Source organism: Ensifer sp. 38_S197, from assembly GCF_056924495.1.
Genome location: NZ_JBXOVZ010000002.1, coordinates 2,830,262 through 2,857,053, shown reverse-complemented (window position 1 = coordinate 2,857,053; position 26,792 = coordinate 2,830,262). Strand labels below are relative to the sequence as shown.

Below are 26,792 nucleotides of genomic sequence, written 5' to 3'. Positions count from 1 at the left end.
GCTGTTCCTGTCTCAGTTCTCCGGCGCGAGGTCGCCCTGCATGAATTCCGGGAACCAGGCTTCGTGGGCGGCACGCAGATCTGTGACCGAAACCGCCCTGGCGTCGCCGAGCTTGACGGCATCGCCGCCGGTCTTGCCAATGACCGGGAGCGAGACGCCGGCGGCCTTCGCCCGTGCCACAACCGCGTCGAGCGCGCCGGCAGCAACCGTCACGACATAGCGGCCCTGGTCTTCGCCATAGAAGGTGGCAATGGGGTCGTGGCCGGCAACCGTATCGACCGTAGCGCCGATGCCCGAGGCCATCGCCATTTCGGCGACAGCGAGCGCCAGGCCACCCGACGAGCAGTCGTGCACGGCGGTTGCGAGACCATCGACGATCAGGCCGCGGACGAAGTCGCCAACCTTGCGCTCGTGGGCGAGATCGACATGCGGCGCCGGACCTTCGGTGCGGCCATGAACGTCACGCATGTAGACCGACTGGGCGATATGGGAACCGAGACCTTCCGGCGCGCCGGCGAGCAGGATCGTCTCGCCTTCCGCCGCAAAGCGGATGCGCGCCATCTTCGACCAGTCCTTGATCAGGCCAACGCCACCAATCGTCGGAGTCGGCAGGATCGCCTGGCCGTTGGTCTCGTTGTAGAGCGAGACGTTGCCGGAAACGATCGGGAAATCGAGCGCCGTGCAGGCTTCGCCGATGCCTTTGATGGCATGGACGAACTGGCTCATGATCTCCGGCCGCTCCGGGTTGCCGAAGTTGAGGTTGTCGGTCGCGGCGAGCGGCAGCGCGCCGGTTGCCGTCAGGTTGCGCCAGCACTCGGCGACGGCCTGCTTGCCGCCTTCGTAAGGGTCGGCTTCGACATAACGCGGCGTCACGTCGGACGAGAAGGCGAGCGCCTTGGAGGCGTGGCCCTCGACGCGGACGACGCCGGCGTCACCGCCGGGAAGCTGCAGCGAATTGCCCTGGATCAGCGTGTCGTACTGCTCGTAGACCCAGCGGCGCGACGAGTTGTTGGCCGAACCGACGAGCTTGACGAGCGCATCGGCGACGTCGGCAGCCGGAATGTCGTTGGTTGCCAGCGGCGCGGGGGTCTTCGCCGGGGTCCAGGGGCGGTCATATTCCGGGGCCTGGTCGCCCAGTTCCTTGATCGGCAGATCAGCGACCTGTTCGCCCTGGTGCAGGATGCGGAAGCGCAGGTCGTCGGTGGTCTTGCCGACGATCGCGAAATCGAGGCCCCACTTGACGAAGATCGCCTTGGCAACCTCTTCCTTGGCGGGCTCCAGCACCATGAGCATGCGCTCCTGGCTCTCCGACAGCATCATTTCATAAGCGGTCATGCGCTCTTCGCGCACCGGCACCTTGTCGAGATCGAGCTCGATGCCGAGGTCGCCCTTGGCACCCATTTCGACGGCGGAACAGGTGAGGCCGGCTGCGCCCATGTCCTGGATGGCGATGACGGCGCCGGTCTGCATCAGTTCGAGGCAGGCTTCGAGCAGGCACTTTTCGGTGAAGGGGTCGCCGACCTGAACGGTCGGGCGTTTCTCTTCGATAAACTCGTCGAATTCGGCGGACGCCATGGTCGCGCCGCCGACGCCATCACGGCCGGTCTTGGCGCCGAGATAGACGACCGGAAGCCCGACGCCTTCGGCCTTGGAATAGAAGATCGCGTCGCTCTTGGCGAGACCGGCGGCGAAGGCGTTGACGAGGATGTTGCCGTTGTAGCGGGCGTCGAACTCGACTTCACCGCCGACGGTCGGAACGCCGAAGGAATTGCCGTAACCGCCGACGCCGGCAACGACGCCCGAAACCAGGTGGCGGGTTTTCGGGTGATCCGGCGAGCCGAAGCGAAGCGCGTTCATCGCCGCAACCGGGCGCGCGCCCATGGTGAAGACGTCGCGCAGGATGCCGCCGACGCCGGTCGCGGCACCCTGGTAGGGCTCGATATAGGACGGGTGGTTGTGGCTCTCCATCTTGAAGACGACGCAGTCGCCGTCATCGATGTCGACGACGCCGGCGTTTTCGCCCGGGCCTTGGATGACGCGCGGTCCCTTGGTCGGCAGCGTGCGCAGCCACTTCTTCGAAGACTTGTAGGAGCAGTGTTCGTTCCACATCGCCGAGAAGATGCCGAGTTCGGTAAAGGTCGGCTCGCGCCCGATCAGGCTCAGGATGCGCTCGTATTCGTCGGGCTTCAGCCCGTGCGATACGATGAGGTCCGGGGTGATGGGGCGGGTGTTGGAAATCGTCATCGTCGACCGTCAAATCCTTCGGGCGGCGCGCAATCCACTTACGAGGAATATGGCGCGTGCGAACCGCAACAGAAACAGGGGGCGCTTTGCGGCTTCTTTAGCCTATGCTGCGGCGCGGCGCGACAGAAAAATACGGGCGATCAACAGCGGCTGACGCCCGTAGAGAGAGCTTTCCAGAAGGCTCGTGCGGCAGCCAGCGTCAGAACTTGTAGCCGAGCGCGAGGCCGGCGCGTGTCAGGCCATTGTTCGGACCGTCGCACAGATTGGCATGCGAAGCATGTTCCACGGTCGCCGAGACGTTCCAGTGCTCATCGAGACGGACGCCGGCGGCGGCGTATTCGCGGAAGAGGAAGCGGCAGCCGAGCTGGGGCCCGGAACCATTCGGATTATCGAGGTCGCCGTCATGAACCGTGCCGCCGGCGCCGAACTCGACGAAGAGGCGCTTCGTCATGTCGAAGGTCCAGCTCAAACCGGCATAGGCCTGATTGACACCGTTGGACGAGGTCGCAACCGCTGCGCCCGCGTGGATGCGAGGCCGCAGCAGCTTATCGCCGAAGTCGGTCGCCCCATCGACGTCGAGCGGATCGAAATACACGGTGAACGACGGAAACACTCCGTCCTCCTGCTTGTCGCCGGCGGCGATCGACGTTGTGACGCCGAAACGCATTTCGTCGAAAACGCCGTCCGCGGCAAAGGCCGGAGCGGCGAAGGTCAACATGGTCGTAGCGAGAAGAAGATATGCAATGCGAGGCGACGAGGCGGGGCTGAACGGTAGCGGCATGCGGAATCCTTACAAGCGAATCATGTGCGCAAAACTGCTAAAGTAGTATGTTGCTCAACCTTGCCCGAAAGTCACCCCGTGGATTTCTATAGTCACTCGAAACTGTCGTAACCCGCGCGCCCGCTGTCGAGCAGCCGCTTCAGCGTCTGAAAACCCACTCTCACCTGGACCCGGTCCGGCGGTGATGAAAAGCCGATGCGAATGCGGTGGAAAACGCGGTCGGTGCGTCCGGCTTTGAACTCGTCCTCGTCATCGACGAGCACGCCTTCCTGCAGTGCCGCCTGCTTGAAGGTGCCGGAGAGCCACGGATCGGGCAACTTCATCCAGAGGAACGGAATGCAGGGGTGCGAGGTGAACTCGATGCCCTCGAAGATTTCGCGGGCCATCGCCTCGCGGGCGCGCACCTCTTCGATGCCCTTGCTCCGCAGGATTGCGGCCGAACCGGAAAGCACGAGCCGGGCGCAAAGCTCAGCCAGGATGAACGGCAGGCCGCCACTCACCATCTTGTGCGCAATGCGGATACGCTGACTGAAATGCGGAGGGCAGGCGACCCAGCCGCCGCGAACACCGGCAGCCACCGACTTCGAAAGACCGCCGACCAGAAAGGTGCGTTCCGGCGCAAGCTCGGCCAAGAGCGGCGTCTGGTCACCGGTCATCGCGCCATAGAGATCATCCTCCACAAGCCAGACACCGTATTTGCGGGCGATGTCGGCAATCGCCTGGCGGCGGGCAAGCGGCATGACGGCGACGGTCGGGTTCTGGGCGCTCGGCATCAGGAAGGCGAGCTTCGGATGCTGCTGCGCGCAGACGCGCTCGAAATCCTCGGGGATCATGCCGAACTCGTCGGATTCGACCAGCGTCGTGCGGCGGCCGACCAGGCCGGCGCTGCGGCTCACCTGCGAATAGGTGAGCGTCTCGAAGGCAATGCGGTCGCCGGGTGCCGTGACCGCAGTGATGACGGCCACGACGGCCGCATGGGCACCGAGCGTCGGCACGATGTTTTCCGGCTTCGGGCGGAAGCCGCCGCGCGCCAGCCACAGGCAACCCGCCTCGAACCAATGGTCCGGGAAGTTGCGTGCGTAGCTTGCGATGTCCGCATGGTGGTCATTGCTGATCTCGCCGAGCACCTCGCTCAAGACCGCGCCTTGGCCGATATCGGGTGCCGCCGTGCTGTCAAATCGCAATTTGCCGGCAGGTGCGACGAGCGGTCTGGTGCCGGCAAGCGAAGTCGTCAGCGGATCCGCCTGTTCCGGCGGGCGGCTCTCGGGATGATCAAGCACATAGGTGCCGCGTCCGACTTCGCCGCTCACCAGTCCGCGTTCGCGCACGATGTTGTAGGCGCGCCCAATCGTACCGATTGTCACGCCGATATCGTAGGCGAGGTTGCGCTGGGGGGGCAACTTGGCGCCGACGGGGAGGGCGCCACTGCCGATTGCGTGTTCGATCTGGTCGGCAATCCGCGCATAGAGCGGACCGTGACCCTGCTGAATGTCCGGAAGCCAATTTGTCATAGTGACAATTCTTTAGATTACAGCGCGAAATATGTCAATTATCACCAATGCAACGATAGCAATCGCTACATTGGGGTTATCAATGAGTACAATAGATACAATTTGTTTGTCCCGCCCGGGTGCGAAGTCCGTCGAGTGCAGCAGCGCATTGCTGGGCGGCGACTATCCGGAACAGCGCGAGAGCGTGTTGAAGCGGCTTTGGGGTCTTTATTGCGCGTTGGCGGCGAAGCGGCGCGGCCGTCTGGCGCTCGGGGAAATGAGCGACTGGCAACTTAGAGATATCGGCGTTTCCGCGAAGGATGCGCGCCAGCAGTCGATCGTGCCGTTCTGGCGCTGAGAATGTCGCGCGAACCTGCGAAGCGGTTTTGCGACAACGACGCGCGCTCCCCCTATCGGATCGGAACCACGGCTCGGCGATACGCCAAGGGCCGGCGCCCACTGAGGACGGCCGGCCCCGGGATCGATTCGACAATTCGGCTTGGAGCTACTTGCAGCCCTGTCCGCCGGCGGCCCAGCGCTTGATATCGGTGGCCATGCGCGTACCGACCGGTTCGCTCATCAACGGCCCGAAGGCCTGCAGGCGCGCCGGGTTGCCCTCGGCCTGGATGACGGCGAGCGGCCGGGCTTCCGGCGACTTGCGCGGCACGATCAGAACGCGGGGACGGCCGGAGAAGGAATTTAGCTCCGGCGCCAGGCGATAGGACTTGAACTCGGAATCGCCCGATTTGAACCAGCAGCTATTGGCGCCAAGCGCCACGCGCTCCATCGTCGGCAGCGCAGCCGTGTTCGGGCTTGGCGCCGGCGGCTTTGGCGATTGGCAAGATGCGAGTAGCGTCAGGCCAAACGTCGCGCAGGCGAGGCTGGTCAGGCGTCCAGGGAAGAATGAAGGCATCGACGGTCTCGCTCGCATTAGGGGATGGGTCGGATGCCTTCTATCAGCCGGATGGTTAAGCGGCGATTACTTCGAGCGCCGATGCGAAGAGACCGCGGCCGTCGGAGCCACCGTGTGCGGCTTCGATCAGGTTTTCCGGATGCGGCATCATGCCGAGCACGTTGCCTCCGGCATTCATCACGCCGGCGATATCGTTCATCGAGCCATTCGGGTTGGTGCCTTCGGCATAGCGGAACACCACCTGGCCGTTGCCTTCGATCGTCTTCAGCGTCTCGGCATCGGCAAAATAGTTGCCGTCATGGTGGGCGACCGGCGAGCGGATGATCTGGCCCTTCGAATAGGCGCGGGTGAAATCGGTCTCGGCATTGACCACTTCGAGCTTGATCTCGCGGCAGACGAACTTGAGCGAGGCATTGCGCATCAGTGCGCCGGGCAGGAGGCCGGCTTCGACGAGGATCTGGAAGCCGTTGCAGACGCCGAGAACCTTGACGCCCTTTTCCGCCTTGGCCTTGATCGCCTGCATGACCGGCATGCGCGCCGCGATCGCGCCACAGCGCAGATAGTCGCCATAGGAGAAGCCGCCGGGAATGACGATCAGGTCGACGTCCGGAATGTCGGTTTCCGTCTGCCAGACGGTGACCGGTGCCTTGCCGGAAATCTTGGTGAGGGCCGCGATCATATCGCGGTCGCGATTGAGGCCCGGAAGCTGGACGACGGCTGACTTCATATCTCTGTCTCCGTTAGCGGCGAGATGTCATCTTGATGCCGCGCCCCAGAGAGCCAGGCACCTTCTCCGACGAAAACAGCAGCGCTCCCTGAGGCGCTCGTGCTGCTCCGGCGGTGCTTAACGTCTGGTTCCGCGCCTGAAAGCGCGGAACGATTTCGATGCCTGATCGATCAGGCGAACGAGATGCTGTAGTTCTCGATCACCGTGTTGGCGAGCAGCTTTTCGCACATGGCCTTGAGGTCTTCCTCGGCCTTGGCCTTGTCTGCGGATTCGATCTGCAGATCGAAGACCTTGCCCTGGCGAACCTGGCCGATGCCGTCGAAGCCGAGAGCGCCGAGAGCGCCTTCGATTGCCTTGCCCTGCGGATCGAGAACGCCGTTTTTCAGCGTCACGGTTACACGTGCCTTGATCACTTTGATTTTCCCCGAAGTTATTTCACCAGAACCGGACCGGTGCCGCGCACGGGTTCGTTCTCGTTCATGATGCCGAGACGGCGGGCGACTTCCTGGTAGGCCTCGACGAGGCCGCCGAGGTCGCGGCGGAAGCGGTCCTTGTCGAGCTTCTCGCGAGTCTCGATGTCCCAAAGCCGGCAGCTATCCGGCGAGATCTCGTCGGCAAGCACGATGCGCATCATGTCGCCCTCGAACAAGCGGCCGCATTCGATCTTGAAATCGACGAGCTGGATGCCGACGCCCAGGAACAGGCCCGAAAGGAAATCGTTGATGCGGATGGCGAGCGCCATGATGTCGTCGAGTTCCTGGGGGCTTGCCCAGCCGAAGGCGGTGATGTGCTCTTCGGAGACCATCGGGTCATCGAGCGCGTCGGCCTTGTAGTAGAACTCGATGATCGAGCGGGGCAGAACGGTGCCTTCCTCGATGCCGAGGCGCTTGGCCAGCGAACCGGCGGCGACGTTGCGCACGACGATCTCGAGCGGGATGATCTCGACTTCCTTGATCAACTGCTCGCGCATGTTGAGCCGGCGGATGAAGTGCGTCGGAATGCCGATCTTGTTGAGATGCGTGAAGATGTACTCGGAAATACGGTTGTTCAGCACGCCCTTGCCGTCGATGACGTCATGCTTTTTCTTGTTGAAGGCGGTCGCGTCGTCCTTGAAGAACTGGATGAGCGTGCCCGGCTCCGGACCCTCATAGAGGATCTTGGCCTTGCCCTCGTAGATACGGCGGCGACGATTCATGGATTCTGTCTCTGTGGTTGTTGGCGCTCTTGGGTCGCGCTCGTGGAATATCTCCCGGGCTCCATAGCTGAAAAGAACGGAATTCACAATCGGCGTATCTTTCCGTCCCCCTGATTTGCAGAGGGTAGCATGAAAGTCGCGAAACCCGAAAAGGACGCAATTCAGTTTGACCTCCATTTTGGTTATGGCGATAACTATCTAAGGCACCGAATTCTCAGGGAGATCATTTGATGACCACTATGCAGGATCGCGAAAAAGCCTTCGAAGCGAAGTTTGCGCTGGACGAAGAACTGAAGTTCAAAGCCGAGGCGCGTGGCAACAGACTGCTTGGTCTCTGGGCTGCCGGCCTGCTCGGCAAGCCCGATGCCGAAGCCTATGCGACGGAAGTGGTGACCGCCGACTTCGAGCGTGCCGGTCACGAAAAGATCATCCGCAAGCTCAAGGCGGATTTTGACGCCGCGGGCGTTGCCCAAACGGAAGAGCAAATCCGCAAGCGGATGCTTGAGCTTCTCGCCGAAGCGATCCAACAGATACAGAACAGCTGATAGACAAGCGCGCCCGCGGCGACCGCACGGCCGTGCGGCTGGGTTACTTGTCGGCTTTGCCGAAGACCGGCTTCCATCCGCGCCGCAGGCGCCGCTCAAGCTCCAGACGATCCATCGGTCGGGCCAGCGCATAACCCTGCAGCACATCGCAGCCGAGATCGCGCAGCATCGCTGCATGCTCCCAGGTCTCGACGCCTTCGCCGACGACCTCGATGTTGAGCGAGTGGCCAATGTCGATAATTGCGCGGACGAGCTTTGCCTGTTTCGCACTCTCCGTGATCGGTCCGACCAGCGCCCGGTCGATCTTGAGCCGCGCCGGGTTGAGATTGAGCAAGCCGATGATCGAGGCGTGTCCGGTGCCGAAGTCGTCGATCTCCACCTCGATACCAAGAGCGCCGAGGGCCGAGATCGTCTCGGCGATTTCATCCTCCGGATCGTCGAGGAAAATGGATTCGAGCAATTCGAACGAGAGCACGCCAGGTGGAATCCGCAGATCCCGCAGGTCGGCGATCAGACCGGGATCGCGCAGGCGCGGCGACGACATGTTGACCGAAATCTTGGGAACGGCGAAGCCGGACTGCCGCCAGGACTGAAAGTCGGCATAGGCAAGTTCCACGACCTTGCGGTCGATGGCCGGCAGGACATTGATCTCCTCCGCGACCTTCAGGAAATGGAAGGGCGTGAGCACGCCGCGTTCGGGATGGTTCCACCGCACCAGCGCCTCGACGCCGGTGATCTCCAGCGAATTCGCATCGAACTGTGGCTGGTAGTAAACCGTGAACTGCCCTTCCTCGATCGCCAGGCGGATGTCGTCGCCGATCCGCTTGGCTGTCAGGATCTGTGTCTGGATCTGCTCGGAGAAGACTTCGACACGGTCGCGGCCGAGGCTCTTTGCCCGGTAGAGTGCGATATCGGCATTCATCAACAACTGCTTCGCATCGAAATCGTCGTGCCCTTTCCAGGCAATGCCGATGCTGGCGCCGAGGCGGCAGAGCTGCCCCTCATAGCGGATGGGGCGACGGAAGGCGTGCACGATGCGCTCGGCAAGCTCGGAGAGCTGCGGCAGATTACGGCCGCGGCGGCACAGAATGACGAACTCGTCGCCGCCGATGCGGGCAATGAAATCGTCGTGGCGCGCATGCGCACGCAGGATGGCGGCCGCGTGGGTCAGCATGGCATCGCCGGCCTGATGCCCGAGCGTGTCGTTGATCTGCTTGAAACGATCGAGATCGATATGCAGGATGGCATTGACCGCGACGTTCTCCGCCAGCATCTGATCGAGGTAGCGCCGGTTGGGCAAATCCGTCAGGTAATCGTGCAGGGCGTTGTATTCGATCCTTGTCCGTGCCTGCTCGAGCTCGCGGTTGCGTGCCTCGGCGGAGGCCTGAGCCTGGCGCAACTCCTCCTGCAAGGCGATGTCTTCGGTGACATCCCAGTTCGCCCCGATGAGCTTCCGCGTTCCGAGATGATCGACATAGGTCGCGGCATTGGAGCGGATATGCCGGATCGAGCCGTCCGGCCGCACGATCCGAAAGGCATTGCTGTAGCGCTTGCCGGAGGCGATACCTTCGATCGTCCGAGCGATGACCTTGTCGCGGTCATCGGGATGCAGCATGTTTTCCCAGGCCTCGGAGCTCGGCGGCCCGTCGCCTGGATCGAGGCCGTAGATCTCGAACATGCGCTCGTCCCAGTCATCGCGCTCAGCGTCGAGGTTGAAGTCGAACACGCCGATCTTCGAGACGTCGAGCGCGAGCCTCAGACGGCGCGAGACCTCTTCGAGCCGCGCCTCCGCCTCCTTGCGGGCGGTAATGTCCGTGTCGGTGCCGATGATGCGGCTGGGCCTGCCGTCCGGCCAATAGGCAACGGACGCACCGCGGCTCTCGATCCAGACCCAATGCCCGTCCGCGTGGCGCTCGCGGTACTCGAAAGTATTGTATACCGCCTCGCCGGAATCCTGCCGCTCGATTGCGGCCCGCACATGCGCGCGGTCGTCGGGGTGAACGTTCTGGATCCAGGTCTCAAGGGTTCCGTCGACCTCGGCCTCGTCAGGCAGGCCACGAATCCGCTTCCAGGTGTTGGAGTAAAACAGGTTCCCGGTTTCGAAGTCGTGGTCCCATACGCCTTCAAGCGCGCTGTCGAGCGCATATTTCCAGCGGGTCTCGTCATTGCGCAGGCCGGCGATTTCGTCGACGAGATCATGGACCGGGAGCATCAGCAGGAGAAAGGCGTCCTGTTCGCCGAAAAGCACGGGCGACCAGGAGACGAGCATCGGCAGCGGGCCGGAGGGGCTTTTGAAGCGGAGCGTCATGGACGAGGTGGCCGCCGGCGGCAACACATCCCGGCCCGGCAACAGGGGCCGGTCTTCATCCAGCACGAGATCTCCGAGGAGGGCTTTCCGCAGCGAAGCCGGCGTCCTTAGCAGCAGTTCGCCGGCGCGCGCGTTGGTCGTTACGATCCGCCCCAGCTCATTGGCAATGATTGCCCCGGCTGGCAAGCGCTCCAGGGCGGCCTGCGTGAGGACATCCAAATTCGCCGGCGCACCACGCGCACCTTTGGTGAGACCTTCGTTGACGGCCACTTATCCCATATCCAGCCTTTGCGGCCGCAAATTCCAAGGCGGTGAGGCCCGGAAATCAGGCTGCAAATCAAGATTCGACAACGCTCGACGCTCCTTTGAGGACGAGTCGCGCTGCCATGCCGACCGATGATGACTGCGGACAATGAACGTCGGATTAATGGGAAGTTGCAGGATTAAGGGCCGTCAACCAGTTCGCCTGAAGAATCAAGGCTTCAGGCGGCTCAGGAACTGGGCAAACACCATCGTCCCCTCCGGCCACGGGCCATGCCCGGACTCGGTGTTGATATGGCCGGATTCGCCAGCGTCGACGAGCAGCGAACCCCAGGCATTGGCAATATCGTCGGCGTGATCGTAGGAGCCAAAAGGATCGTTGCGGCTCGCGACCATCAGCGACGGGAACGGCAAGGGATCACGCGGATAGGGGCCGAACGTCATCAGATGTTTCGGGCGGATCGTCGGATTGGCCACATCCGGAGGTGCGACGAGGAAGGCGCCGGCGATCGGCTTGTTGATATGGGGCAGGGCGTGCACAGCAGTTGCGACGCCAAGCGAATGGGCGACGATGACGACCGGCTTCTCGGCGGCGTTGACCTCTTCGATCATACGCGCCACCCAATCTTCGCGCACGGGCTTTGCCCACTCCGCCTGCTCGACGCGGCGCGCGGTGGACATCTTGCGCTCCCAGCGAGTCTGCCAGTGCTCCGGTCCGGAGTTGGTGTAGCCAGGGACGATGAGGATATGGGCGTCGGATACTTTCATGGTGGCCGCGATGTGGCGCTGAAAGCGACCGAAGTCAAGGCCCGCAACGTCGCGTGCCTTTTGAGAGGCGCTATGGCCGCAGCAAGATTTCGAAATGCTGCATGCTTGGTCCCGAAATCGGCGACGATCCGACGAAACATGCGGCAGGCGACAGCGCCTTCATTTTCTGTATAATCGGCATGACGGTCGCGGTTGGTGCGACTTTGTTCCGTCGCATCGCTGTTCCGTGGCCGCTCTGGTTCGTTGAGGAGTGTGAGCCATGACAACATTCCATGTTCTGTCGGGGCCGGACGCGAGTGTCGCCCACCCCGGGATAAAGAAAATTGGCGTCTCGGATGTGTTCGATGCCTTGCGTCTCGGATTCGAAGATTTTCGCGAGAAGCCGTCGCATTACGTCTTCCTTTGCCTGATTTACCCGATTGCCGGCGCGGTGCTGATCACCTGGAGCGCGGGCGCGAACATGTTACCGCTGCTTTATCCGCTGGTGTCGGGCTTTGCCCTCATAGGCCCCGTCGCGGCGATCGGCCTTTACGAAATCAGCCGACGGCGTGAACTCGGCATGGACTATTCATGGCCGCATGCGCTTCGCTTGCATCGCTCCCCGGCCTTACCATCGATCATGGCCGTCGCTGCCATGCTCTTCGTAATCTTCATCGTTTGGCTGCTGGTAGCCCAGGCGCTCTACGTACAAATCTTCGGAGCCGAACCGCCGGCTTCGATCGTCGCCTTCTGGAATGGCATCATCGGTACCGAGCCGGGTTGGAACCTGATCCTCGTCGGCAATGCCGTCGGCTTCGTCTTCGCCGTCATCGTGCTGTCGACGACGGTCGTATCCTTCCCGTTGCTGATCGATCGTGACGTCGGAGCCGTCGCGGCAGTCGAGACATCGATCCGCGCTACCCTGGTCAATCCGGTACCCGTTGCCCTCTGGGGCTTCATCATCGCGGCAGGCCTGGTGATCGGATCCATCCCGATCTTCGTCGGCCTCGCCGTCATCATGCCGATCTTCGGCCATGCCACATGGCACCTCTATCGCAAGATGGTGGAACCCGGTCCGCGCGCCCGTACACGATAGGCCCGGCGCCGCCCGGCGAAGGCCGACGCAACCTCTCAAAGCGAAAAGCGCCGCAGGTCAATTGACTTGCGGCGCTTGACGGCGTTGGCGTCGACCGGTCTCCGGTCTAGCGAAAGTGCTTGTAGTAGGAGGATATCTGGGCCGCCGTGTTGGACGACAGGTTGAGCTTGATGCCGATCTTGTCGCCGCGGTACCAGCGCACCATGCCGGTCAGGAAGCCCAGTTCTTCGCTCCGGATCGTCACTTCCTGCCCGGTTTTGGCGCCGATGTCGAAATAGAGCTGGAAGCAGATGCCTTCGTCCGAAAGGTCCTTGACGACGCCGTTGCTGGACCCGGTCTTGCAGGTAACCATGCCGGTGATCTTCGTCTGTGTGCGTATACCCGTACGCTCGGTGCCGTCCTTGTAGGCCATGTGATCCTCGAAGCCGGTTTGACAGGCCTACAGCGCCGCGCGTCTTATCAGACGCGCAAAGGTCGCTGTAGCACTTTGATTTTCTGCATGTCTTCGCCCCAAATCGAGATCGATTTGGGGCGAAGACATGCAGGAGATCGTCACACACGATCACTGAACGTCGCGCTAAAAGAAATGCCCGCATTTGAGCGATCTGCGCCAAATGCGGGCATATTCATCAGATGCAACGCGGGCGCGTGACCCGGGAGCTGTCAGGCTCAGCCGAAGACGCGCTTGAAAATCGTGTCGACGTGCTTGGTGTGGTAGCCAAGATCGAACTTCTCGCGGATATCCTCCTCGGAGAGCGCCGCACGGACTTCCGTATCGGCCAGCAGTTCTTCGAGGAAGTCCTTGCCCTGTTCCCAAACCTTCATGGCGTTGCGCTGCACGAGGCGGTAGGCATCCTCACGCGAAACACCGGCCTGAGTCAGCGCCAGCAGCACCCGCTGCGAATGGACGAGACCACGGAACTTGTTCATGTTCTTGATCATGTTCTCGGGGTAGACGAGCAGCTTGTCGATCACGCCGGTCAGGCGAGCAAGCGCGAAGTCGAGCGTCACCGTCGCGTCCGGTCCGATCATGCGCTCGACGGAGGAGTGCGAGATGTCGCGCTCGTGCCAGAGGGCGACGTTTTCCATGGCGGGTACCGAGAAGGCGCGGACCATGCGGGCAAGACCGGTGAGGTTCTCGGTCAGGACCGGGTTACGCTTGTGCGGCATTGCCGACGAACCCTTCTGGCCCGGCGAGAAATACTCTTCGGCTTCGAGGACCTCGGTGCGCTGCAGGTGACGGATTTCCGTTGCCAGGCGCTCGATCGACGAGGCGACGACGCCAAGGGTCGCGAAGTACATGGCATGACGGTCGCGCGGGATGACCTGGGTCGAAACCGGTTCCGGCTTCAGGCCGAGCGCCTTGGCGACGTGTTCTTCCACGCGCGGGTCGATGTTGGCGAAGGTGCCGACGGCGCCGGAGATCGCACAGGTGGCGACTTCCTCGCGCGCGGCCAGCAGGCGCTGCTTGCAGCGATCGAACTCGGCATAGGCAAGCGCCAGCTTGACGCCGAAGGTGGTCGGCTCGGCATGGATGCCGTGCGAGCGGCCGATCGTCACCGTGTCCTTGTGTTCGAAGGCGCGACGCTTCAGCGCTTCGAGCAACTTGTCGAGATCGGCAAGCAACAGATCCGTCGCGCGGACGAGCTGCACGTTGAAGCAGGTGTCAAGCACGTCGGACGACGTCATGCCCTGGTGGATGAAGCGGCTGTCCGGGCCGACGAATTCGGCAAGGTGCGTCAGGAAGGCGATGACGTCATGCTTGGTGACGGCCTCGATCTCATCGATGCGCGCCACGTCGAAGGTGGCGGCGCCGCCCTTTTCCCAGATCGTGCGGGCTGCATCCTTCGGGATCACGCCGATTTCGGCAAGTGCATCGCAGGCATGGGCCTCGATCTCGAACCAGATGCGGAACTTGGTTTCCGGCGACCAGATGGCCACCATTTCCGGACGGGAGTAGCGCGGGATCATGGGCTTTAGCTTTCGTCATCAGTGGAGGTTGGCCGTGCCTCTAGCAAAGATAGCCGTGAAGCTCAACGCCATTGGCGCCGGCCTTTTGCCAGCCACAGGCTGACGCCGACGAGTATAGCACCGCCGAGGGGCAGATAGAGGCGAAGCCCCAGCACCAGAAACTGGTAGAAAGCGATGAGCGAGGTGAAGGCGAACTGGAAAAACCAGATCCTGCTGCCGGCAGGCGCATGCCATTGGGCGTAGAACTGCCGGTAGTCGAGGGCATAGAGCATTGCCGTCATCGCGACGGTGCCGACCGACAGGAAGAAGAGGTAGGCCGCAAAACGTGTTTCGGGCCGGCGCCCCAGGGCTGCCAATCGGGCCAGCAACAGCGATGGCGCCCAGGCCAGAAGCGCCCCGGAGCCGAAGATCAGTAGCAGCTCGGACAGATGAAACGTGAGGGCACGCTCGCGCAGCCAGAGGCCGAACCAGGCCGCAAGCACCATGGCGGCGCCCCAGAGCGGCGCACCGATGACAAGCTCCCGCATTGTCGGAAGGGATTGCGCGAGCCGGCCTCGCTGCAGGGCGCCTCGCGGCACCAGATCTGCTTTTGCCTCGACGCCGGCGGCCGCGTCGTTCATTTCGCGATCCGGGTGGGGATCGCGATCCAGCGCCCATCGGTCGTGCCTTCGAAGCCGAGCGACTTGACGAGAACCATGACGACATGGGTCTCGGAGCCGTCGTCATTCCTGTGGGTGACGGCGCCGCCGACCTGATAGCCGGTCGGGCAACGGCGGCTCTCCGGTATGCGGCTATCGTCCTGCAGGACGTCGGTCGCCGGCGTGCCCGCCTTCATCGTCATCGACAGGCGAAAACCTTTGACCTCCTTGAGGAAGTCCTTGCAGATGCCTTCCGGCTCGAAGGTCTTCTCTTCGAGCGCCACCGAATAGGTCTCGCGGAACCCTTCGTCGGCCGCAAAGGAATCGTAAGTCAGTGCCAGCGGCTTGGCGTTCGCCTCGGTGATCGGATTGAAGGCAGCAAGCAATCCGGGTGCGTCGGCCAGCCGATAGGCGTCGATCAAGGGTGCCGCGCGGCGGCGGGCCTCGTGACGCGCCTTGGAGAGCGGACTGCCATCCTCGCGGCCGACGGCACGCACCGGCGCACCCGGCAAGAAGCTGTCGTTGCGCGTGTCGATCACATAGATGGTCGAATAGGGAAAGCCGGAGCCGTCCTGAACACCGTACTCTTCGAAGGCGAAGACATTGCCGTCGGCCGAAAAGCCGATCAGCTGGAGCGCGGCATAATCGCCCGCTAAAGCCGGCGCTGCGACTGCCGCAGCGCCCGCGAAAAGCACGCCGGATACTGCCGCGCGTGTCTTCATCGATAGGCCTTCTCTGCCGGCGTGCGGATCGCCTCGATCGCCGTGCGATAGGCGTCGACGGAGCCGCCCTTGAAGATCGCCGAACCGGCGACGAGGACGTTGGCGCCGGCGCCGGTGGCAATGGCCGCCGTATCAGGCGCAATGCCGCCATCGACTTCGATCTCGATCGGACGGTCGCCGATCATCGCCTTGATGCGGCGGATCTTCTCAGCCGCGGCGTCGATGAACTTCTGTCCGCCAAAGCCTGGGTTGACGGTCATGACGAGGATGAGATCGACCTGATCGAGCACGTATTCGATCGCGCTTTCCGGCGTTGCCGGGTTGAGCGAGACACCGGCCTTCTTGCCGAGCGAGCGGACGGTCTGCAGCGAGCGATGAAGATGCGGGCCCGCTTCGGCATGCACGGTCAGGATATCGCAGCCCGCCTTGGCGAAGGCTTCGAGGAACGGGTCCGCAGGCGAAATCATCAAGTGGCAATCGAAGGTCGCGTCGGTGTAGCGGCGCAGCGACTTGATCACATCGGGCCCGAAGGTGATGTTCGGCACGAAATGACCGTCCATGACGTCGAGGTGGATCCAGTCGGCGCCGGCATCGACGACGTCGCGGACTTCCTGTCCGAGCTTGGAGAAATCGGCCGCCAGGATCGACGGGGCAATGCGGATAGGATGGGTCATGGCGCACTCCAGCGTGTTTTCCGCGCAATAGCACCGGCGGGCCGCGCAAACAACATGTCGGCGATCAAAGCCGCGTCAGGCGCCTTGCGACCAGGAACGCATGAGGTCGTTTTCCGCCGGCGTCGCATCGTGCACGCCACGGGCGATGGCGCGTGCCATGGTCGACGCCGCTATCGCGCCGAGGTCGATGAAATCCTCAAGCGTCGGGGTCTTGCCGCTGGCGCCGGTGGCAAGCGCGAAGATCAGATCGCCGTCGAGCGGCGTGTGCGCCGGCCAGAGGCCCCGGGAAAAGCCGTCATGGGCGGCAATTGCCAGGCGCTTCGCTTCGGCCTTGGTGAGCACGGCATCCGTCGCGATCACGGCGATGGTCGTATTCGCCGCCGCGGACTGTCGGTCGCGGAACTTGATGCGGATGTCGGCGGCGTCGGCGGGCAGGGGATGCGGCAGGCCGAGCGCACCGAATTCGCCGTCCATCTCGAAGGGCGCGGACCAGAAGTGCCTGCCGTCACCAACGGTTGCCGAGCCGAGTGCGTTGACGGCGACGAGCGCCCCGATGGTGATTCCGTTTGGCAGAACGGTTGACGCCGAGCCGAGACCGCCCTTGAAGGTGGCGGTCAGGGCGCCGGTTCCAGCACCCGCGGTCCCGGTTGCGAACGTGGGGCCGGCGCGACGAACCGCCTCGAAGCCGAGCTCGCGATAGGGCGGGTAGCGTCCCCAATCCTTGTCGCCGCCATTGATCAGGTCGAACAGGATGGCGGTCGGCACGATCGGTATCCGGTGCGGACCGACGGCAAAGCCACGGCCCATTTCTCTGAGCGCTGCCTGGGCCCCGGACGCGGCGTCGAGGCCAAAGGCCGAACCACCCGAGAGCACGAGGGCGTCGACCGTCTGCACCGTATTGTGCGGGTCGAGCAGATCGGTCTCGCGCGTTCCCGGCGCACCGCCCAGCACCTGAACCGCAGCCGTCGCCGGCGGGTCGCAGACGATGGCGGTGACGCCGGATTTCAGCCGGTGATCCTCGGCATTGCCGACCGTCAGGCCCGCGACGTCGGTAATCAGGTTCAGCGGTCCGGTACGCATCATTGGGCGGTTCCTTCAGCGGGCGCCGGCGCGAAGCGGCCGCCTTGCCACTGCATCAGGTGATAGGGATTTTCGGCGCGCTCGTGCTGCGCGTTGAAGGCGATGGGGCCGAGCACGGTCGGGTAGGGTCCCTTGGCGAATGCGTCGAGCAGGGGCTTGTCGTCCTTCTCCGCCTGGTCCTTGGCCTGCTCAAGCAGGGAGACGGCGGCAAAGGCCGGCAAGACGTAGCCATCCGGCTCGGTTCCGGCGGCGCGGAGCCCATCCGCGACCGGCTTGCCCTCCGGCGACTGCGATGCGTCCGGCAGGGTTACCGCAAGCACGCCATCGGCGAGCGGCACCGTAAGATCGGCGGCGTTCAGCGCGTCGCCGCCGAGCAGAGTGAGGTTCGCGCCTTCGCCCTGCGCATCGCGCGCGATCACCGCCGTGTCCTGTCTATCGCCACCGGTAAAGACATGTGTCGCGCCGCTCTTCACCAGTCGCCGTACCAGGCTGATCTGCTGCTCCTGAGCGGGCCGATAGGTGTCGGCGAAGACCGGGGTCAGCCCTATGTCGCCGAGCGCGGAACGGACGCTCTCGACCAGTTCCCTGCTGTGGATCGTGCCGTCGTCGATCAATGCGATCGGCTTGCCCTTCCAACGTTGAACGATGGCGTCGACGATGCTCGAAGCCTCGGCGTTACCGCTCGGCGCAAGGCGGAAGAGCGGCCATTTCTTCTTCAGCGCATCTTCCATCAGGATGTCGGAACGCACGCTGAGAGTGATGGCGGGAAGGCCTGCTTCGGCGAGTGCCGGAAGCGTGGCGTCCAGGCTTTCGGTGCAGAGGAACCCAATCGCCGCTTCGGCGCCGGCCGCAAGCAGCGCCTTCGTCAGCGCTTCGTTGCCGGCTGTCTCGCAGGTCTCGGGAATGACGACGATCTCACTGCCGCGATCACCGGCCTGGAACGCGGCACCATCGATGATCTGCTTGCCGAGAAGCGCAAACGGACCTTCAACCGGCGCTACGACCGCGACCTTGATACCGGCTGCCGCGGCAGGTGCGGCCTGTACCAGTCCGGCCACGACAAGGCTGGCGACGATCGATCGAAGCATTCACTTTCTCCGCTGCCGCATTTTGCCGGATCGGGAGGGATCCTGAACCCACGGCGAGCCCAAATATTGCCTTATCCGTGCCGGTTACCACGGGCGCGCGGCACGGTAGTGGCCGCATGTTTTAAGGATGTGCCCTGCCGCGTCAAAGGAAAAGATGTGACTTCGGATACGGATGGCACTATCCGCGTCGCAACCATGTCGCAGATCTGCAAGATTCTCCTTGCAGCGGGTTTCATATTTCCCGGTACTGTCTATGTATGTGGCTGACTTCGCTCGGAGAAAGAAGTGTTGGACAAGACCAGGCTGGACCCCATCAGTTTCCGCGACGCGATGAGTCGCCTGGCCGGTCACGTGCAGATCATTACCGTGGCCGACGGCGCCGAGCGGCGCGGTGTCACCGTCACCGCATCCTGCTCCGTGTCCGACAGTCCGCCGACGGTTCTTGCCTGCCTGAACGGCGCCAACCCGCGCAACGAGATCTTCACGCGCAGCGACAGTTTCGCGCTCAATCTGCTTGGCGACGAGCATCGCGCCGTGGCACACGCCTTTTCCGGCCGTGACCAGCTCGACATGGAACTGCGCTTTGCCCTTGGGCGGTGGACCAAGCTGACGACAGGCTCTCCGATCCTCGCCAACGCGATCGCTTCGTTCGATTGCCGGCTCATCGAAGTGAAGACGATCGCCACGCATCTGGTACTCTTCGGCGAGGTCGTCGATGTCGCGATCGGGCCGCCGCGGCCGCCGCTCATTTATGTGGACCGCGGATACCACTCGCTATAAGTTTTACGTGGCGAGATTTCGTGCCCCATCGAGACATGAGAAGATCGCCGTAAGTCTTTGAGTTTGCCGGGCGAATTCATTCGCTCGCCAACATCGATCGATCGATTCGAGCCGTCGTGGAGGAGACATGGCGACACAGGCGACAACAGGCCTGCCGCAGTCCATCGAAGAGACGATGACGCTTCTGGAGGCGCACGACTATCTCGCCGGCACGGCGCTTGCGACCGTGCTGTTTCTCGCGCTCAGGATGAAGCGTCCGCTGTTTCTCGAGGGCGAGGCCGGCGTCGGCAAGACCGAGATCGCCAAGGTTCTGGCAAAGGCGCTCGATCGGCCGCTGATCCGGCTGCAATGCTACGAGGGCCTCGACGTCGCCTCGGCCGTCTACGAATGGAATTATCCGGCACAGATGCTGGAGATCCGCCTGTCGGAAGCAGCCGGCAAGGTCGACCGCAAGCGCGTCGAAAGCGATATCTTTTCCGAACGCTTCCTGATCCGCCGCCCGGTTCTCCAGGCAATTTCCTCCAATGCGGGCCGCGCACCTGTCTTCCTCATCGACGAGCTCGACCGGACAGATGAAGCCTTCGAGGCCTTCTTGCTGGAAGTTTTGTCCGATTTCCAGGTCACGATACCGGAACTCGGCACGATCCGGGCGGACGAACCGCCTGTTGTCATCATCACGACCAACCGCACGCGCGAAATCCATGACGCGCTCAAGCGGCGCTGCCTCTATCATTGGGTCGATTACCCCAAGGCAGCGCAGGAGCTGGAAATCATCCGCCGCAAGGTTCCCGGCTGTAACGCGACACTCTCGCGGGAAGTCATCGCCTATGTGCAACGGCTGCGCACGATCGATCTTTTCAAGAACCCGGGCGTCGCCGAAACCATCGATTGGGCAACGGCGCTGACGGAGCTCGACCGGCTGGCGCTGGATCCGGAGACGATCGCCGACACGCTCGGAACGTTGCTCAAGTACCAGGACGACATCGCCAGGATAGAGGGGGCCGAAGGGCGCAAGCTGCTCGCCGAAGTCAAGGCGGAATTGCTGGCGGCGGGCTGACATGGAAGAGCGGGAGCAAGACAGGGATGGCGCCATTCTCCCGCCGATGGGGGAAGGCGACGGGCGGCTCGCCGACAACATCGTCTTCTTTGCGCGGGCGCTGCGTCGCGCCGGCATCAAGATCGGACCCGGCGCGATTGCCGATGCCATCGATGCGGTGGCGCTGATCGGCATTGGCGACCGGGACGCCTTCTACGCCGCGCTGCAATGTGTCTTCGTGAAGCGCCACGAGGACCAGCCGGTGTTCGACGAAGCTTTTCGGCTGTTCTGGCGCTCACGTGGCCTCGTCGAGAAGATGATCGCGATGATGTCGCCGCTGGCGCCGGAGCGTGAGAGCGAGAGGCAACAACGGCGGGCCGGTGAGACCCGCGTCAGCGATGCGCTGCTTTCCGGGCACGAGGTGGATCGGCCACCGCGTGACGAGCCCGAAATCGATATCGACGCGCGCTTCACGGTTTCGGGCCGCGAACTGTTGCGGAGGGCCGATTTCGCCCAGATGAGCGCCGCCGAGCTCGCCGAGGCGAAGCGCGCGCTTGCCGCGCTGACCCTGCCGATGGACAGGGTCGTCACGCGCCGTTTTCGTCCGTCGACGCGGCAGATCCGCATCGACCCGCGCACCACCATGCGCGACGCCATGCGTTTTGGCGGGGAACTGATCTTGCCGCGCTTCCGGGAGAGGCGTGTCGTGCACCCGCCGCTCGTCGTGCTCGCGGACATCTCCGGCTCGATGAGCCAGTACACCCGCATCTTTCTGCATTTCCTGCACGCGCTGACCGAGGAGCGGCGGCGGGTGCACACCTTCCTGTTCGGCACACGGCTGACGAACGTCACCCGCCAGTTGCGCAATCGCGATCCCGATGCCGCGATCGACGACTGCGTTGCCGCAGTCAGGGACTGGTCCGGCGGCACGCGCATCGGCGAAACGCTGCATGAGTTCAACAGACGCTGGTCGCGGCGCGTGCTTGGGCAAGGCGCCATCGTGCTGATGATCACCGACGGCCTCGAGCGTGACGACGTCGGCGATCTTGAAGTCGAAATCGACCGGCTGCACCGGTCCTGCCGGCGGCTGATCTGGCTCAATCCGCTGCTGCGTTTTGACGGCTTCGAGGCCCGTGCCCGCGGCGTCAGAGCGATGCTGCCGCATGTTGACGAATTCCGGGCGGTGCACAATCTTGAATCGATTGGGGAACTGGTGAAGGCGCTTTCCGGGCGAAGCTCCCGGCAGGCAGACCCGCGGCGGTTCCTTAGATCACGGTGATCGGTCCGGCGGGAGGGTGGCAAGATGCTGGCAGCTACAAATGTTCTGGATCCCCTCGATATCGCCGAAACCTGGATGAAGGAGGGACGCAAGGTGGCGATTGCGACCGTGATCGAAACCTGGGGTTCGGCCCCGCGTCCCGTCGGCAGCCATTTGGTGATCGACGGTGACGGTAATTTTCAGGGTTCGGTTTCCGGCGGCTGCGTCGAAGGCGCCGTCATCACCGAAGCGGCGGACGTGATCGCTTCGGGCGCGCCGAAGGTTCTCGACTTCGGCGTCGCCGATGAGACCGCCTGGCGCATCGGGCTTTCCTGCGGCGGCCGAATCCGGGTCCTTGTCGAACGGGTCGATGGTTAGCAATGGAACGGAGAATCCTCGAGGCACTCAATGCGGCGCGTTCGGCGCGTCGGGCCGCCGTTACCGTCAGCGACCTCGCCGGCGGCAGCAGCCAGATCTATCAGGAGGGCGATGACTGTCCCGACGCCTGGCGCGCCGCGGTCGGGCAAGCCCTGCAATCCGGCAAAGCCGGGATCGTGGAGACGGAGCAGGGCTCCTTCTTTCTCAACGTCTATTTGCCGCCGCCACGCATTCTCGTCATCGGCGCCGTCCATATTTCGCAAGCCTTGGCGCAACTGGCGCCGGTTGCCGGTTTCGACCTCACGATCATCGATCCGCGCACTGCCTTCGCAACGCCGGAACGCTTCGCAGGCGTCGAACTCATTGCCGAATGGCCCGAGGATGCCTTGAAGGAAAGGCCGCTTGATCGCTTCACTGCGCTCGTGGCCGTCACCCATGATCCGAAGATCGACGACGAGCCGACCCACGCCGCCCTTGCAGCGGGCTGTTTCTACGTCGGCGCGCTCGGCAGCCGGAAAACCCATGCGGCACGGGTCGAGCGGTTGCGGCAGGCCGGCGTTTCCGATGCCGACATCGGCCGCATCCGTGCGCCGATCGGCCTCGATATCGCGGCGGCGAGCCCGGCCGAGATCGCCGTCGCAATTCTCGCCGAGATCATCGAAGCGCTACGGCGCCGTGATACCAGCCAGATCAAAGGAGCGATTGCGTGAGGTTCGGGCCGGTCAAGACCAGCGAAGCGGAAGGAGCCATCCTGGCGCATGCGGTGAAGACTGATGAATCCCGGCTGGCAAAGGGCCACCGGCTTTCGTCCGCCGATGTCGCCACCTTGACCGCTTGCGGCGCGCTGGAAGTGGTCGTCGCGCGCCTCGATCCCGGCGACCTCATGGAAGACGAGGCCGCCACGCGCATTGCAGCGGCAATCGCACCCGATCACCTGCGTTTTTCCCAGGCGGCTACCGGGCGGGTGAACGTCTACTCCCGGATTGCCGGCCTCTTCGTCGCCACACGCGAGACCGTCGACCGCTTGAACCGCATCGATCCGGCGATCACGCTTGCCTGCCTTGCCGACCATGTGCCGGTGCAGGCCGGCGACATGGTTGCGACGATCAAGATCATTCCGCTCGCCGTCGCCGGTCGTTTCGTCGAGGAAGCGCAGAAGTTGCTGCGGAACAATGCGGCCTTCGAGGTGAAACCCTTCGCGGCGCGGCGTGCCGCCCTGATAGCAACTAAGTTGCCGACTCTGAAGCCTCAGGTGATGGACAAGACGAAAGCCATCCTGGCGGCTCGCCTGCGGCAATCTGGCAGCGAGCTACTGACCGAGCGGCGCGTCGCCCATACCGAGAGCGCGGTCGCCGCGGCAATCGACGAGCTGCAGGCGGATCATGACCTGCTGGTGGTCTTCGGCGCTTCCGCTGTCGCCGATCCGCAAGATGTCATTCCCGCAGCCGTCCGGCGGGCCGGCGGCATCGTCGATCACGTCGGCATGCCCGTCGATCCGGGCAATCTTCTCGTACTTGGCCGTGTCGGCGAGATCCCGGTGATCGGCGCGCCCGGATGCGCCCGCAGCCCGCGTGAAAACGGTTTCGACTGGATTCTCGACCGCATTCTCGCAGGCGAGTGGCCGAGCTTCGACGACATTACCGGCCTCGGCGTCGGTGGCCTGCTCAGCGAAATCCCGACCCGACCGCAACCGCGCGAAAAAGCAACGGAGTTGCCATCAGGGCCGATCGAGATCGTGGTTCTGGCCGCCGGCCGCGCCAGCCGCATGGGAGCGGACGGTGGACACAAACTGCTGGCGACCTTTGACCGCGTGCCGCTGGTGCGCCGCAGCGTCGAGGCGGCAATCGCAGCGGCACCCGGCAGGGTTATTGTGGTCACCGGCCACCGTGAACCCGATATCCGCGCCGCGCTGGAGGACCTGCCGGCGAAGCTCGTCTCGAATCCCGACTACCTATCCGGAATGGCCTCGTCGCTGACGGCCGGACTTTCGGCGATCGACGAGCGGGCCGCCGGCATGTTGGTGATGCTTGCCGACATGCCTGATGTCACCACCGACGACTTGCGCCAGCTCCTCGATCGTTATTCTGCCGAAGGCGGCCGTGCCGTCATTCGGGCAACCGCCGAAGGCCAGCGCGGCAATCCGGTCATCCTGCCGAGACAAACCTTCTCCGCCGTCAGGCAATTGGTTGGAGACGTTGGCGCAAGGCACATCGTCGAGAAATGCGGCCTGCCGGTCATCGATGTCGAGCTGGGTCCGGCCGCCCGCCTAGATCTCGACACGCCGGAGCAGATCGTGGCTGCGGGCGGTATCCTGGAGGAATGAACGCGTGGACAATGCTGCGATCGAGGAGATGTTCGAGACGCTTGGGCCGGTGACCATCAAACGGATGTTTGGCGGCAAGGGCATCTATTGCCAAGGCGTGATCTTCGCCCTCGAAGTCGATGGTGAAATCCTGCTGAAGGGCGACGAGCAGACGGCTCCAACCTTCGAAGCGGCTGGTTCCCGGCAATGGGCCTATGAGGGCAAGGGGAAGCCGGTGAAGATGCCCTATTGGAGCATCCCGGACGACGCCTTCGACGATCCCGACGAAATGGCCCGCTGGGCGCGACTTGCCTATGACGCGGCGCTACGGTCGAAAAAGTAGAGCGATCAGCCGCGGCCCACGCGTGCGGTCCGGTTCCAGCAAAACCATTGGCTCCGACAACGTCCGGCTAGGCGGTGGTGCCGCGTTCCGTCTTCCGCAGCGCTTCGACCGCGTCAGCCGCAAAACGTGACAGCGGCTGGGGCAGGGCATCAAGATCGAACCAGCCGAGAGCGGAGAGCTTGTGCGGCTCTGTAAGTTCAGGCTCGCCGACAAAATCCCGGGACACGTAGATCATCGAAATCCAGTGCTGGCGGTCAGCCTCGATCACCTGTTCGCTGAGGCACAGGAACTCGCTCGAACGGATCTTGAGGCCGCTTTCCTCTTCGGCCTCGCGCCGCGCGGCGACATCCGAGCGCTCCATGTGATCGACCTTGCCGCCGACGATATTCCAATGCTCGGCTTCCGGCGCGTTAACGCGCTTGTAAAGCAGGATCTTGCCGTCGCGCACGATCGCAAGTCCGCAGCCGAAACCCGGAAAATCGATGCCCGGCAGGCCCATGGGATCAATCAGGCCTTGCCGGCAATCAGCATGAAGGCGGGGATTTCGTCGCCGAATCCGACCGGGGTCGGGCCGTCGTCATAGTCGCGGCGGTGACGGTTGCGGCGATCGCGATTGTCGTCATTAGCAGGGTTCGATGCGCGCACCGGACGATCGGCGCGGTTGTTCTGTCCCTGCTTGTTTTCTGCGCTGCGTGCCGGTTTCACCGATTCCGCCCTTTCCGCGACTGTTTCAATTTCGGCCTCACTATCGGCACGCACGGTATCGGATTTATGATCGGGACGGCTTCTCGAGCCGCGATCCCCATCTTTTTTCCGGTCCCTGCGACCATCGCGGCCGCGATCACGCCGGCCGGTGTCGTGACTTTCCATCGGCTCGGGCAGATTGGAAAGGTCGCCGTTCAGCCATTCGACCTTCTGGCCGATCAGCTTCTCGATGGCGTCGGAGAACTTCGTGTCGCGCTTCGTCACCAGCGTGAAGGAGGCGCCCGAACGACCGGCACGGCCGGTGCGGCCGATGCGGTGAACGTAGTCTTCCGCATGGATCGGAACGTCGAAATTGAAAACGTGGCTGACGTCCGGGATATCGAGGCCGCGTGCGGCGACGTCGGAGGCAACCAGCAGCTTGATGTTGCCTTCCTTGAAGTTCGCGAGCATCGTCATGCGCGAACGCTGGTCCATGTCGCCGTGAAGTGCACCGACGGAGAAGCCGTGGCGGTCGAGCGAACGGAAGAGGTCGGCGACATCCTTCTTGCGGTTGCAGAAGATGATCGCGTTCTTGAGCTCGTCCTGGGCGCGAATCAGATCACGCAGCACGGCACGCTTCTCATAGTCCTTGGCATGCGCCGCGACGAAGCGCTGCGTCACCGTCTGCGCCGTTGAGGCCGGGCGGGCGACTTCGATGCGCTCCGGGTTCTGCAGGAACCGGTCGGCGAGCTTCTGGATTTCCGGCGGCATGGTCGCCGAGAAGAACAGCGTCTGACGCGTGAACGGAATGAGCTTGGCGATGCGCTCGATATCGGGAATGAAGCCCATGTCGAGCATGCGGTCGGCTTCGTCGATGACCAGGATTTCGACGCCGGTCATCAGGAGCTTGCCGCGTTCGAAATGATCAAGCAGCCGGCCGGGCGTGCAGATCAGCACATCGGCGCCGCGCTCGAGCTTGCGATCCTGCTCGTCGAACGAAACGCCGCCGATCAGAAGCGCGATGTTGAGCTTGTGGTTCTTGCCGTATTTGTCGAAGTTCTCTGCGACCTGGGCGGCGAGCTCGCGGGTCGGCTCCAGGATGAGCGTGCGCGGCATGCGGGCGCGAGCGCGGCCCTTTTCGAGCAGCGTCAGCATCGGCAGTACGAACGAAGCCGTCTTGCCCGTACCCGTCTGGGCGATGCCCAGAATGTCACGACGCTGCAGGGCCGGCGGGATGGCGCCAGCCTGGATCGGGGTCGGGATTGTGTAGCCCGCATCGGTGACAGCGGAGAGAACTTTTTGGCTCAGGCCAAGGTCAGCAAAATTGGTCAAAGGGAAATCTGTTTCCGTTCCGGTTCAATAGAACACTGATCGATCGATGGAAAACGCACGAGCACGTGGCCGCGCTCATAAGCTGAACGTCGCTGAAAGTCAAGAAATCCAGCACGTTGAAGCAGCAAAAGGTAAATAGTGGCGAATCTGTCGCATTTCTTGTCAAGCCGCGCAAGACCCGCGCACAGCGAAACGAGCG

Annotated in this window: 29 protein-coding genes; 11 read left to right on the top strand and 18 right to left on the bottom strand. The window is 63.3% G+C overall.

From position 1 onward, the window contains the following. Window positions 1–12: 12 nt before the first annotated feature. On the bottom strand, window positions 13–2,244 hold the full coding sequence (purL, locus tag AC1Z3V_RS26910) for a phosphoribosylformylglycinamidine synthase subunit PurL (RefSeq protein ID WP_483502735.1): 2,232 nt from the start codon (window positions 2,242–2,244) through the stop codon (window positions 13–15). Here purL and AC1Z3V_RS26905 point away from each other — a divergent pair. Further along, a complete protein-coding gene (locus tag AC1Z3V_RS26905) occupies window positions 2,231–2,398 on the top strand; it encodes a hypothetical protein (RefSeq protein ID WP_483502734.1) in 168 nt (55 codons plus the stop codon). The genes purL and AC1Z3V_RS26905 overlap by 14 nt on opposite strands. Window positions 2,399–2,443: 45 nt before the next feature. On the opposite strand, the gene AC1Z3V_RS26900 is transcribed toward AC1Z3V_RS26905, so the two are convergent. Then, on the bottom strand, window positions 2,444–2,962 hold the full coding sequence (locus AC1Z3V_RS26900; protein ID WP_483502733.1) for an acyloxyacyl hydrolase: 519 nt from the start codon (window positions 2,960–2,962) through the stop codon (window positions 2,444–2,446). A 155-nt stretch (window positions 2,963–3,117) separates the two neighbouring features. Then, window positions 3,118–4,536, bottom strand: coding sequence for an aminotransferase-like domain-containing protein (locus AC1Z3V_RS26895; protein WP_483502731.1), 1,419 nt, complete (start codon window positions 4,534–4,536; stop codon window positions 3,118–3,120). 82 nt (window positions 4,537–4,618) lie between these two features. On the opposite strand from AC1Z3V_RS26895, the gene AC1Z3V_RS26890 reads away from it, so the two are divergent. Continuing rightward, window positions 4,619–4,873 carry a DUF1127 domain-containing protein gene (locus AC1Z3V_RS26890; RefSeq protein ID WP_483502729.1) on the top strand — a complete coding sequence of 85 codons (255 nt, stop codon included), beginning with the start codon at window positions 4,619–4,621 and terminating at the stop codon, window positions 4,871–4,873. Between the two features lie 147 nt (window positions 4,874–5,020). On the opposite strand, the gene AC1Z3V_RS26885 is transcribed toward AC1Z3V_RS26890, so the two are convergent. The 4 genes from AC1Z3V_RS26885 to purC all read right to left on the bottom strand — a co-directional run bounded on the left by AC1Z3V_RS26885 (window position 5,021) and on the right by purC (window position 7,350). Then, on the bottom strand, window positions 5,021–5,428 hold the full coding sequence (locus AC1Z3V_RS26885; protein WP_429815466.1) for a hypothetical protein: 408 nt from the start codon (window positions 5,426–5,428) through the stop codon (window positions 5,021–5,023). A gap of 55 nt (window positions 5,429–5,483) precedes the next feature. After that, a complete protein-coding gene (gene purQ, locus AC1Z3V_RS26880; protein ID WP_173516609.1) occupies window positions 5,484–6,155 on the bottom strand; it encodes a phosphoribosylformylglycinamidine synthase subunit PurQ in 672 nt (223 codons plus the stop codon). Between the two features lie 170 nt (window positions 6,156–6,325). Continuing rightward, on the bottom strand, window positions 6,326–6,568 hold the full coding sequence (gene purS / locus AC1Z3V_RS26875; RefSeq protein ID WP_034794427.1) for a phosphoribosylformylglycinamidine synthase subunit PurS: 243 nt from the start codon (window positions 6,566–6,568) through the stop codon (window positions 6,326–6,328). Between the two features lie 17 nt (window positions 6,569–6,585). Further along, window positions 6,586–7,350 (bottom strand): phosphoribosylaminoimidazolesuccinocarboxamide synthase, encoded by a 765-nt coding sequence (purC, locus tag AC1Z3V_RS26870; protein WP_173516607.1) that lies wholly within the window; start codon window positions 7,348–7,350, stop codon window positions 6,586–6,588. Between the two features lie 230 nt (window positions 7,351–7,580). Here purC and AC1Z3V_RS26865 point away from each other — a divergent pair, with 230 nt between their 5' ends. After that, window positions 7,581–7,895 carry a DUF1476 domain-containing protein gene (locus tag AC1Z3V_RS26865; protein ID WP_429815461.1) on the top strand — a complete coding sequence of 105 codons (315 nt, stop codon included), beginning with the start codon at window positions 7,581–7,583 and terminating at the stop codon, window positions 7,893–7,895. Between the two features lie 43 nt (window positions 7,896–7,938). Here the strand turns inward: AC1Z3V_RS26865 and AC1Z3V_RS26860 are convergent, their stop codons facing one another. Next, on the bottom strand, window positions 7,939–10,473 hold the full coding sequence (locus AC1Z3V_RS26860) for an EAL domain-containing protein (protein WP_483502728.1): 2,535 nt from the start codon (window positions 10,471–10,473) through the stop codon (window positions 7,939–7,941). A gap of 204 nt (window positions 10,474–10,677) precedes the next feature. Then, a complete protein-coding gene (locus AC1Z3V_RS26855; protein ID WP_483502726.1) occupies window positions 10,678–11,232 on the bottom strand; it encodes an RBBP9/YdeN family alpha/beta hydrolase in 555 nt (184 codons plus the stop codon). Between the two features lie 259 nt (window positions 11,233–11,491). Between AC1Z3V_RS26855 and AC1Z3V_RS26850 the strand changes: the two genes are divergently transcribed. Beyond that, the gene (locus AC1Z3V_RS26850; RefSeq protein WP_429815453.1) at window positions 11,492–12,307 is read left to right on the top strand and encodes a DUF2189 domain-containing protein; all 816 of its coding nucleotides are present in this window, start codon (window positions 11,492–11,494) and stop codon (window positions 12,305–12,307) included. Between the two features lie 106 nt (window positions 12,308–12,413). On the opposite strand, the gene AC1Z3V_RS26845 is transcribed toward AC1Z3V_RS26850, so the two are convergent. The 7 genes from AC1Z3V_RS26845 to AC1Z3V_RS26815 all read right to left on the bottom strand — a co-directional run bounded on the left by AC1Z3V_RS26845 (window position 12,414) and on the right by AC1Z3V_RS26815 (window position 18,480). After that, window positions 12,414–12,719, bottom strand: coding sequence for a PilZ domain-containing protein (locus AC1Z3V_RS26845; protein WP_429815452.1), 306 nt, complete (start codon window positions 12,717–12,719; stop codon window positions 12,414–12,416). Between the two features lie 257 nt (window positions 12,720–12,976). Beyond that, complete coding sequence (gene purB, locus AC1Z3V_RS26840; RefSeq protein ID WP_483502725.1) at window positions 12,977–14,278, bottom strand: adenylosuccinate lyase; 1,302 nt, start codon at window positions 14,276–14,278, stop codon at window positions 12,977–12,979. Window positions 14,279–14,340: 62 nt separating this feature from the next. Continuing rightward, window positions 14,341–14,898 (bottom strand): hypothetical protein, encoded by a 558-nt coding sequence (locus AC1Z3V_RS26835; RefSeq protein WP_483502723.1) that lies wholly within the window; start codon window positions 14,896–14,898, stop codon window positions 14,341–14,343. Then, complete coding sequence (locus AC1Z3V_RS26830; protein ID WP_483502721.1) at window positions 14,895–15,638, bottom strand: DUF2259 domain-containing protein; 744 nt, start codon at window positions 15,636–15,638, stop codon at window positions 14,895–14,897. Before AC1Z3V_RS26830 ends, AC1Z3V_RS26835 begins: the two co-directional genes overlap by 4 nt. Then, complete coding sequence (gene rpe, locus AC1Z3V_RS26825; protein ID WP_483502720.1) at window positions 15,635–16,312, bottom strand: ribulose-phosphate 3-epimerase; 678 nt, start codon at window positions 16,310–16,312, stop codon at window positions 15,635–15,637. The genes AC1Z3V_RS26830 and rpe overlap by 4 nt, the downstream gene beginning before the upstream one ends. 75 nt (window positions 16,313–16,387) lie before the next feature. Further along, a complete protein-coding gene (locus AC1Z3V_RS26820; RefSeq protein ID WP_483502718.1) occupies window positions 16,388–17,395 on the bottom strand; it encodes a P1 family peptidase in 1,008 nt (335 codons plus the stop codon). Further along, window positions 17,392–18,480, bottom strand: a complete 1,089-nt coding sequence (locus tag AC1Z3V_RS26815) for a branched-chain amino acid ABC transporter substrate-binding protein (protein WP_483502716.1) — start codon at window positions 18,478–18,480, stop codon at window positions 17,392–17,394. Before AC1Z3V_RS26815 ends, AC1Z3V_RS26820 begins: the two co-directional genes overlap by 4 nt. A gap of 330 nt (window positions 18,481–18,810) precedes the next feature. On the opposite strand from AC1Z3V_RS26815, the gene AC1Z3V_RS26810 reads away from it, so the two are divergent. The 7 genes from AC1Z3V_RS26810 to AC1Z3V_RS26780 all read left to right on the top strand — a co-directional run bounded on the left by AC1Z3V_RS26810 (window position 18,811) and on the right by AC1Z3V_RS26780 (window position 24,577). Beyond that, the gene (locus AC1Z3V_RS26810; protein ID WP_429815951.1) at window positions 18,811–19,260 is read left to right on the top strand and encodes a flavin reductase family protein; all 450 of its coding nucleotides are present in this window, start codon (window positions 18,811–18,813) and stop codon (window positions 19,258–19,260) included. A gap of 127 nt (window positions 19,261–19,387) precedes the next feature. Beyond that, window positions 19,388–20,317, top strand: a complete 930-nt coding sequence (locus AC1Z3V_RS26805) for an AAA family ATPase (RefSeq protein ID WP_483502714.1) — start codon at window positions 19,388–19,390, stop codon at window positions 20,315–20,317. A 1-nt stretch (window position 20,318) separates the two neighbouring features. Continuing rightward, window positions 20,319–21,575 carry a vWA domain-containing protein gene (locus AC1Z3V_RS26800; RefSeq protein ID WP_483502712.1) on the top strand — a complete coding sequence of 419 codons (1,257 nt, stop codon included), beginning with the start codon at window positions 20,319–20,321 and terminating at the stop codon, window positions 21,573–21,575. Between the two features lie 24 nt (window positions 21,576–21,599). Next, complete coding sequence (locus AC1Z3V_RS26795; RefSeq protein WP_483502710.1) at window positions 21,600–21,932, top strand: XdhC family protein; 333 nt, start codon at window positions 21,600–21,602, stop codon at window positions 21,930–21,932. A 2-nt stretch (window positions 21,933–21,934) separates the two neighbouring features. Then, window positions 21,935–22,642 carry an XdhC family protein gene (locus tag AC1Z3V_RS26790; RefSeq protein WP_483502708.1) on the top strand — a complete coding sequence of 236 codons (708 nt, stop codon included), beginning with the start codon at window positions 21,935–21,937 and terminating at the stop codon, window positions 22,640–22,642. After that, window positions 22,639–24,255, top strand: a complete 1,617-nt coding sequence (locus AC1Z3V_RS26785) for an NTP transferase domain-containing protein (protein ID WP_483502706.1) — start codon at window positions 22,639–22,641, stop codon at window positions 24,253–24,255. Before AC1Z3V_RS26790 ends, AC1Z3V_RS26785 begins: the two co-directional genes overlap by 4 nt. A gap of 4 nt (window positions 24,256–24,259) precedes the next feature. Then, window positions 24,260–24,577 carry a TfoX/Sxy family protein gene (locus tag AC1Z3V_RS26780; RefSeq protein ID WP_483502704.1) on the top strand — a complete coding sequence of 106 codons (318 nt, stop codon included), beginning with the start codon at window positions 24,260–24,262 and terminating at the stop codon, window positions 24,575–24,577. Window positions 24,578–24,644: 67 nt separating this feature from the next. Here the strand turns inward: AC1Z3V_RS26780 and AC1Z3V_RS26775 are convergent, their stop codons facing one another. Both AC1Z3V_RS26775 and AC1Z3V_RS26770 read right to left on the bottom strand, forming a co-directional pair. Beyond that, a complete protein-coding gene (locus AC1Z3V_RS26775) occupies window positions 24,645–25,076 on the bottom strand; it encodes an NUDIX domain-containing protein (protein ID WP_483502702.1) in 432 nt (143 codons plus the stop codon). A gap of 8 nt (window positions 25,077–25,084) precedes the next feature. Beyond that, the gene (locus tag AC1Z3V_RS26770; RefSeq protein ID WP_483502701.1) at window positions 25,085–26,593 is read right to left on the bottom strand and encodes a DEAD/DEAH box helicase; all 1,509 of its coding nucleotides are present in this window, start codon (window positions 26,591–26,593) and stop codon (window positions 25,085–25,087) included. Window positions 26,594–26,792: the final 199 nt, after the last annotated feature.

What these genes read in the sequence shown, in the direction of transcription:
- purL (WP_483502735.1), bottom strand. Translation starts at nt 2,244, where the DNA reads ATGACGATTTCCAACACCCGCCCCATCACCCCGGACCTCATCGTATCG.
- AC1Z3V_RS26900 (WP_483502733.1), bottom strand. Translation starts at nt 2,962, where the DNA reads ATGTTGACCTTCGCCGCTCCGGCCTTTGCCGCGGACGGCGTTTTCGAC.
- AC1Z3V_RS26895 (WP_483502731.1), bottom strand. Translation starts at nt 4,536, where the DNA reads ATGACAAATTGGCTTCCGGACATTCAGCAGGGTCACGGTCCGCTCTAT.
- AC1Z3V_RS26890 (WP_483502729.1), top strand. Translation starts at nt 4,619, where the DNA reads ATGAGTACAATAGATACAATTTGTTTGTCCCGCCCGGGTGCGAAGTCC.
- AC1Z3V_RS26885 (WP_429815466.1), bottom strand. Translation starts at nt 5,428, where the DNA reads ATGCCTTCATTCTTCCCTGGACGCCTGACCAGCCTCGCCTGCGCGACG.
- purQ (WP_173516609.1), bottom strand. Translation starts at nt 6,155, where the DNA reads ATGAAGTCAGCCGTCGTCCAGCTTCCGGGCCTCAATCGCGACCGCGAT.
- purC (WP_173516607.1), bottom strand. Translation starts at nt 7,350, where the DNA reads ATGAATCGTCGCCGCCGTATCTACGAGGGCAAGGCCAAGATCCTCTAT.
- AC1Z3V_RS26865 (WP_429815461.1), top strand. Translation starts at nt 7,581, where the DNA reads ATGACCACTATGCAGGATCGCGAAAAAGCCTTCGAAGCGAAGTTTGCG.
- AC1Z3V_RS26855 (WP_483502726.1), bottom strand. Translation starts at nt 11,232, where the DNA reads ATGAAAGTATCCGACGCCCATATCCTCATCGTCCCTGGCTACACCAAC.
- AC1Z3V_RS26850 (WP_429815453.1), top strand. Translation starts at nt 11,492, where the DNA reads ATGACAACATTCCATGTTCTGTCGGGGCCGGACGCGAGTGTCGCCCAC.
- AC1Z3V_RS26845 (WP_429815452.1), bottom strand. Translation starts at nt 12,719, where the DNA reads ATGGCCTACAAGGACGGCACCGAGCGTACGGGTATACGCACACAGACG.
- purB (WP_483502725.1), bottom strand. Translation starts at nt 14,278, where the DNA reads ATGATCCCGCGCTACTCCCGTCCGGAAATGGTGGCCATCTGGTCGCCG.
- AC1Z3V_RS26835 (WP_483502723.1), bottom strand. Translation starts at nt 14,898, where the DNA reads ATGAACGACGCGGCCGCCGGCGTCGAGGCAAAAGCAGATCTGGTGCCG.
- AC1Z3V_RS26830 (WP_483502721.1), bottom strand. Translation starts at nt 15,638, where the DNA reads ATGAAGACACGCGCGGCAGTATCCGGCGTGCTTTTCGCGGGCGCTGCG.
- rpe (WP_483502720.1), bottom strand. Translation starts at nt 16,312, where the DNA reads ATGACCCATCCTATCCGCATTGCCCCGTCGATCCTGGCGGCCGATTTC.
- AC1Z3V_RS26820 (WP_483502718.1), bottom strand. Translation starts at nt 17,395, where the DNA reads ATGATGCGTACCGGACCGCTGAACCTGATTACCGACGTCGCGGGCCTG.
- AC1Z3V_RS26815 (WP_483502716.1), bottom strand. Translation starts at nt 18,480, where the DNA reads ATGCTTCGATCGATCGTCGCCAGCCTTGTCGTGGCCGGACTGGTACAG.
- AC1Z3V_RS26810 (WP_429815951.1), top strand. Translation starts at nt 18,811, where the DNA reads ATGAGTCGCCTGGCCGGTCACGTGCAGATCATTACCGTGGCCGACGGC.
- AC1Z3V_RS26805 (WP_483502714.1), top strand. Translation starts at nt 19,388, where the DNA reads ATGGCGACACAGGCGACAACAGGCCTGCCGCAGTCCATCGAAGAGACG.
- AC1Z3V_RS26800 (WP_483502712.1), top strand. Translation starts at nt 20,319, where the DNA reads ATGGAAGAGCGGGAGCAAGACAGGGATGGCGCCATTCTCCCGCCGATG.
- AC1Z3V_RS26795 (WP_483502710.1), top strand. Translation starts at nt 21,600, where the DNA reads ATGCTGGCAGCTACAAATGTTCTGGATCCCCTCGATATCGCCGAAACC.
- AC1Z3V_RS26790 (WP_483502708.1), top strand. Translation starts at nt 21,935, where the DNA reads ATGGAACGGAGAATCCTCGAGGCACTCAATGCGGCGCGTTCGGCGCGT.
- AC1Z3V_RS26775 (WP_483502702.1), bottom strand. Translation starts at nt 25,076, where the DNA reads ATGGGCCTGCCGGGCATCGATTTTCCGGGTTTCGGCTGCGGACTTGCG.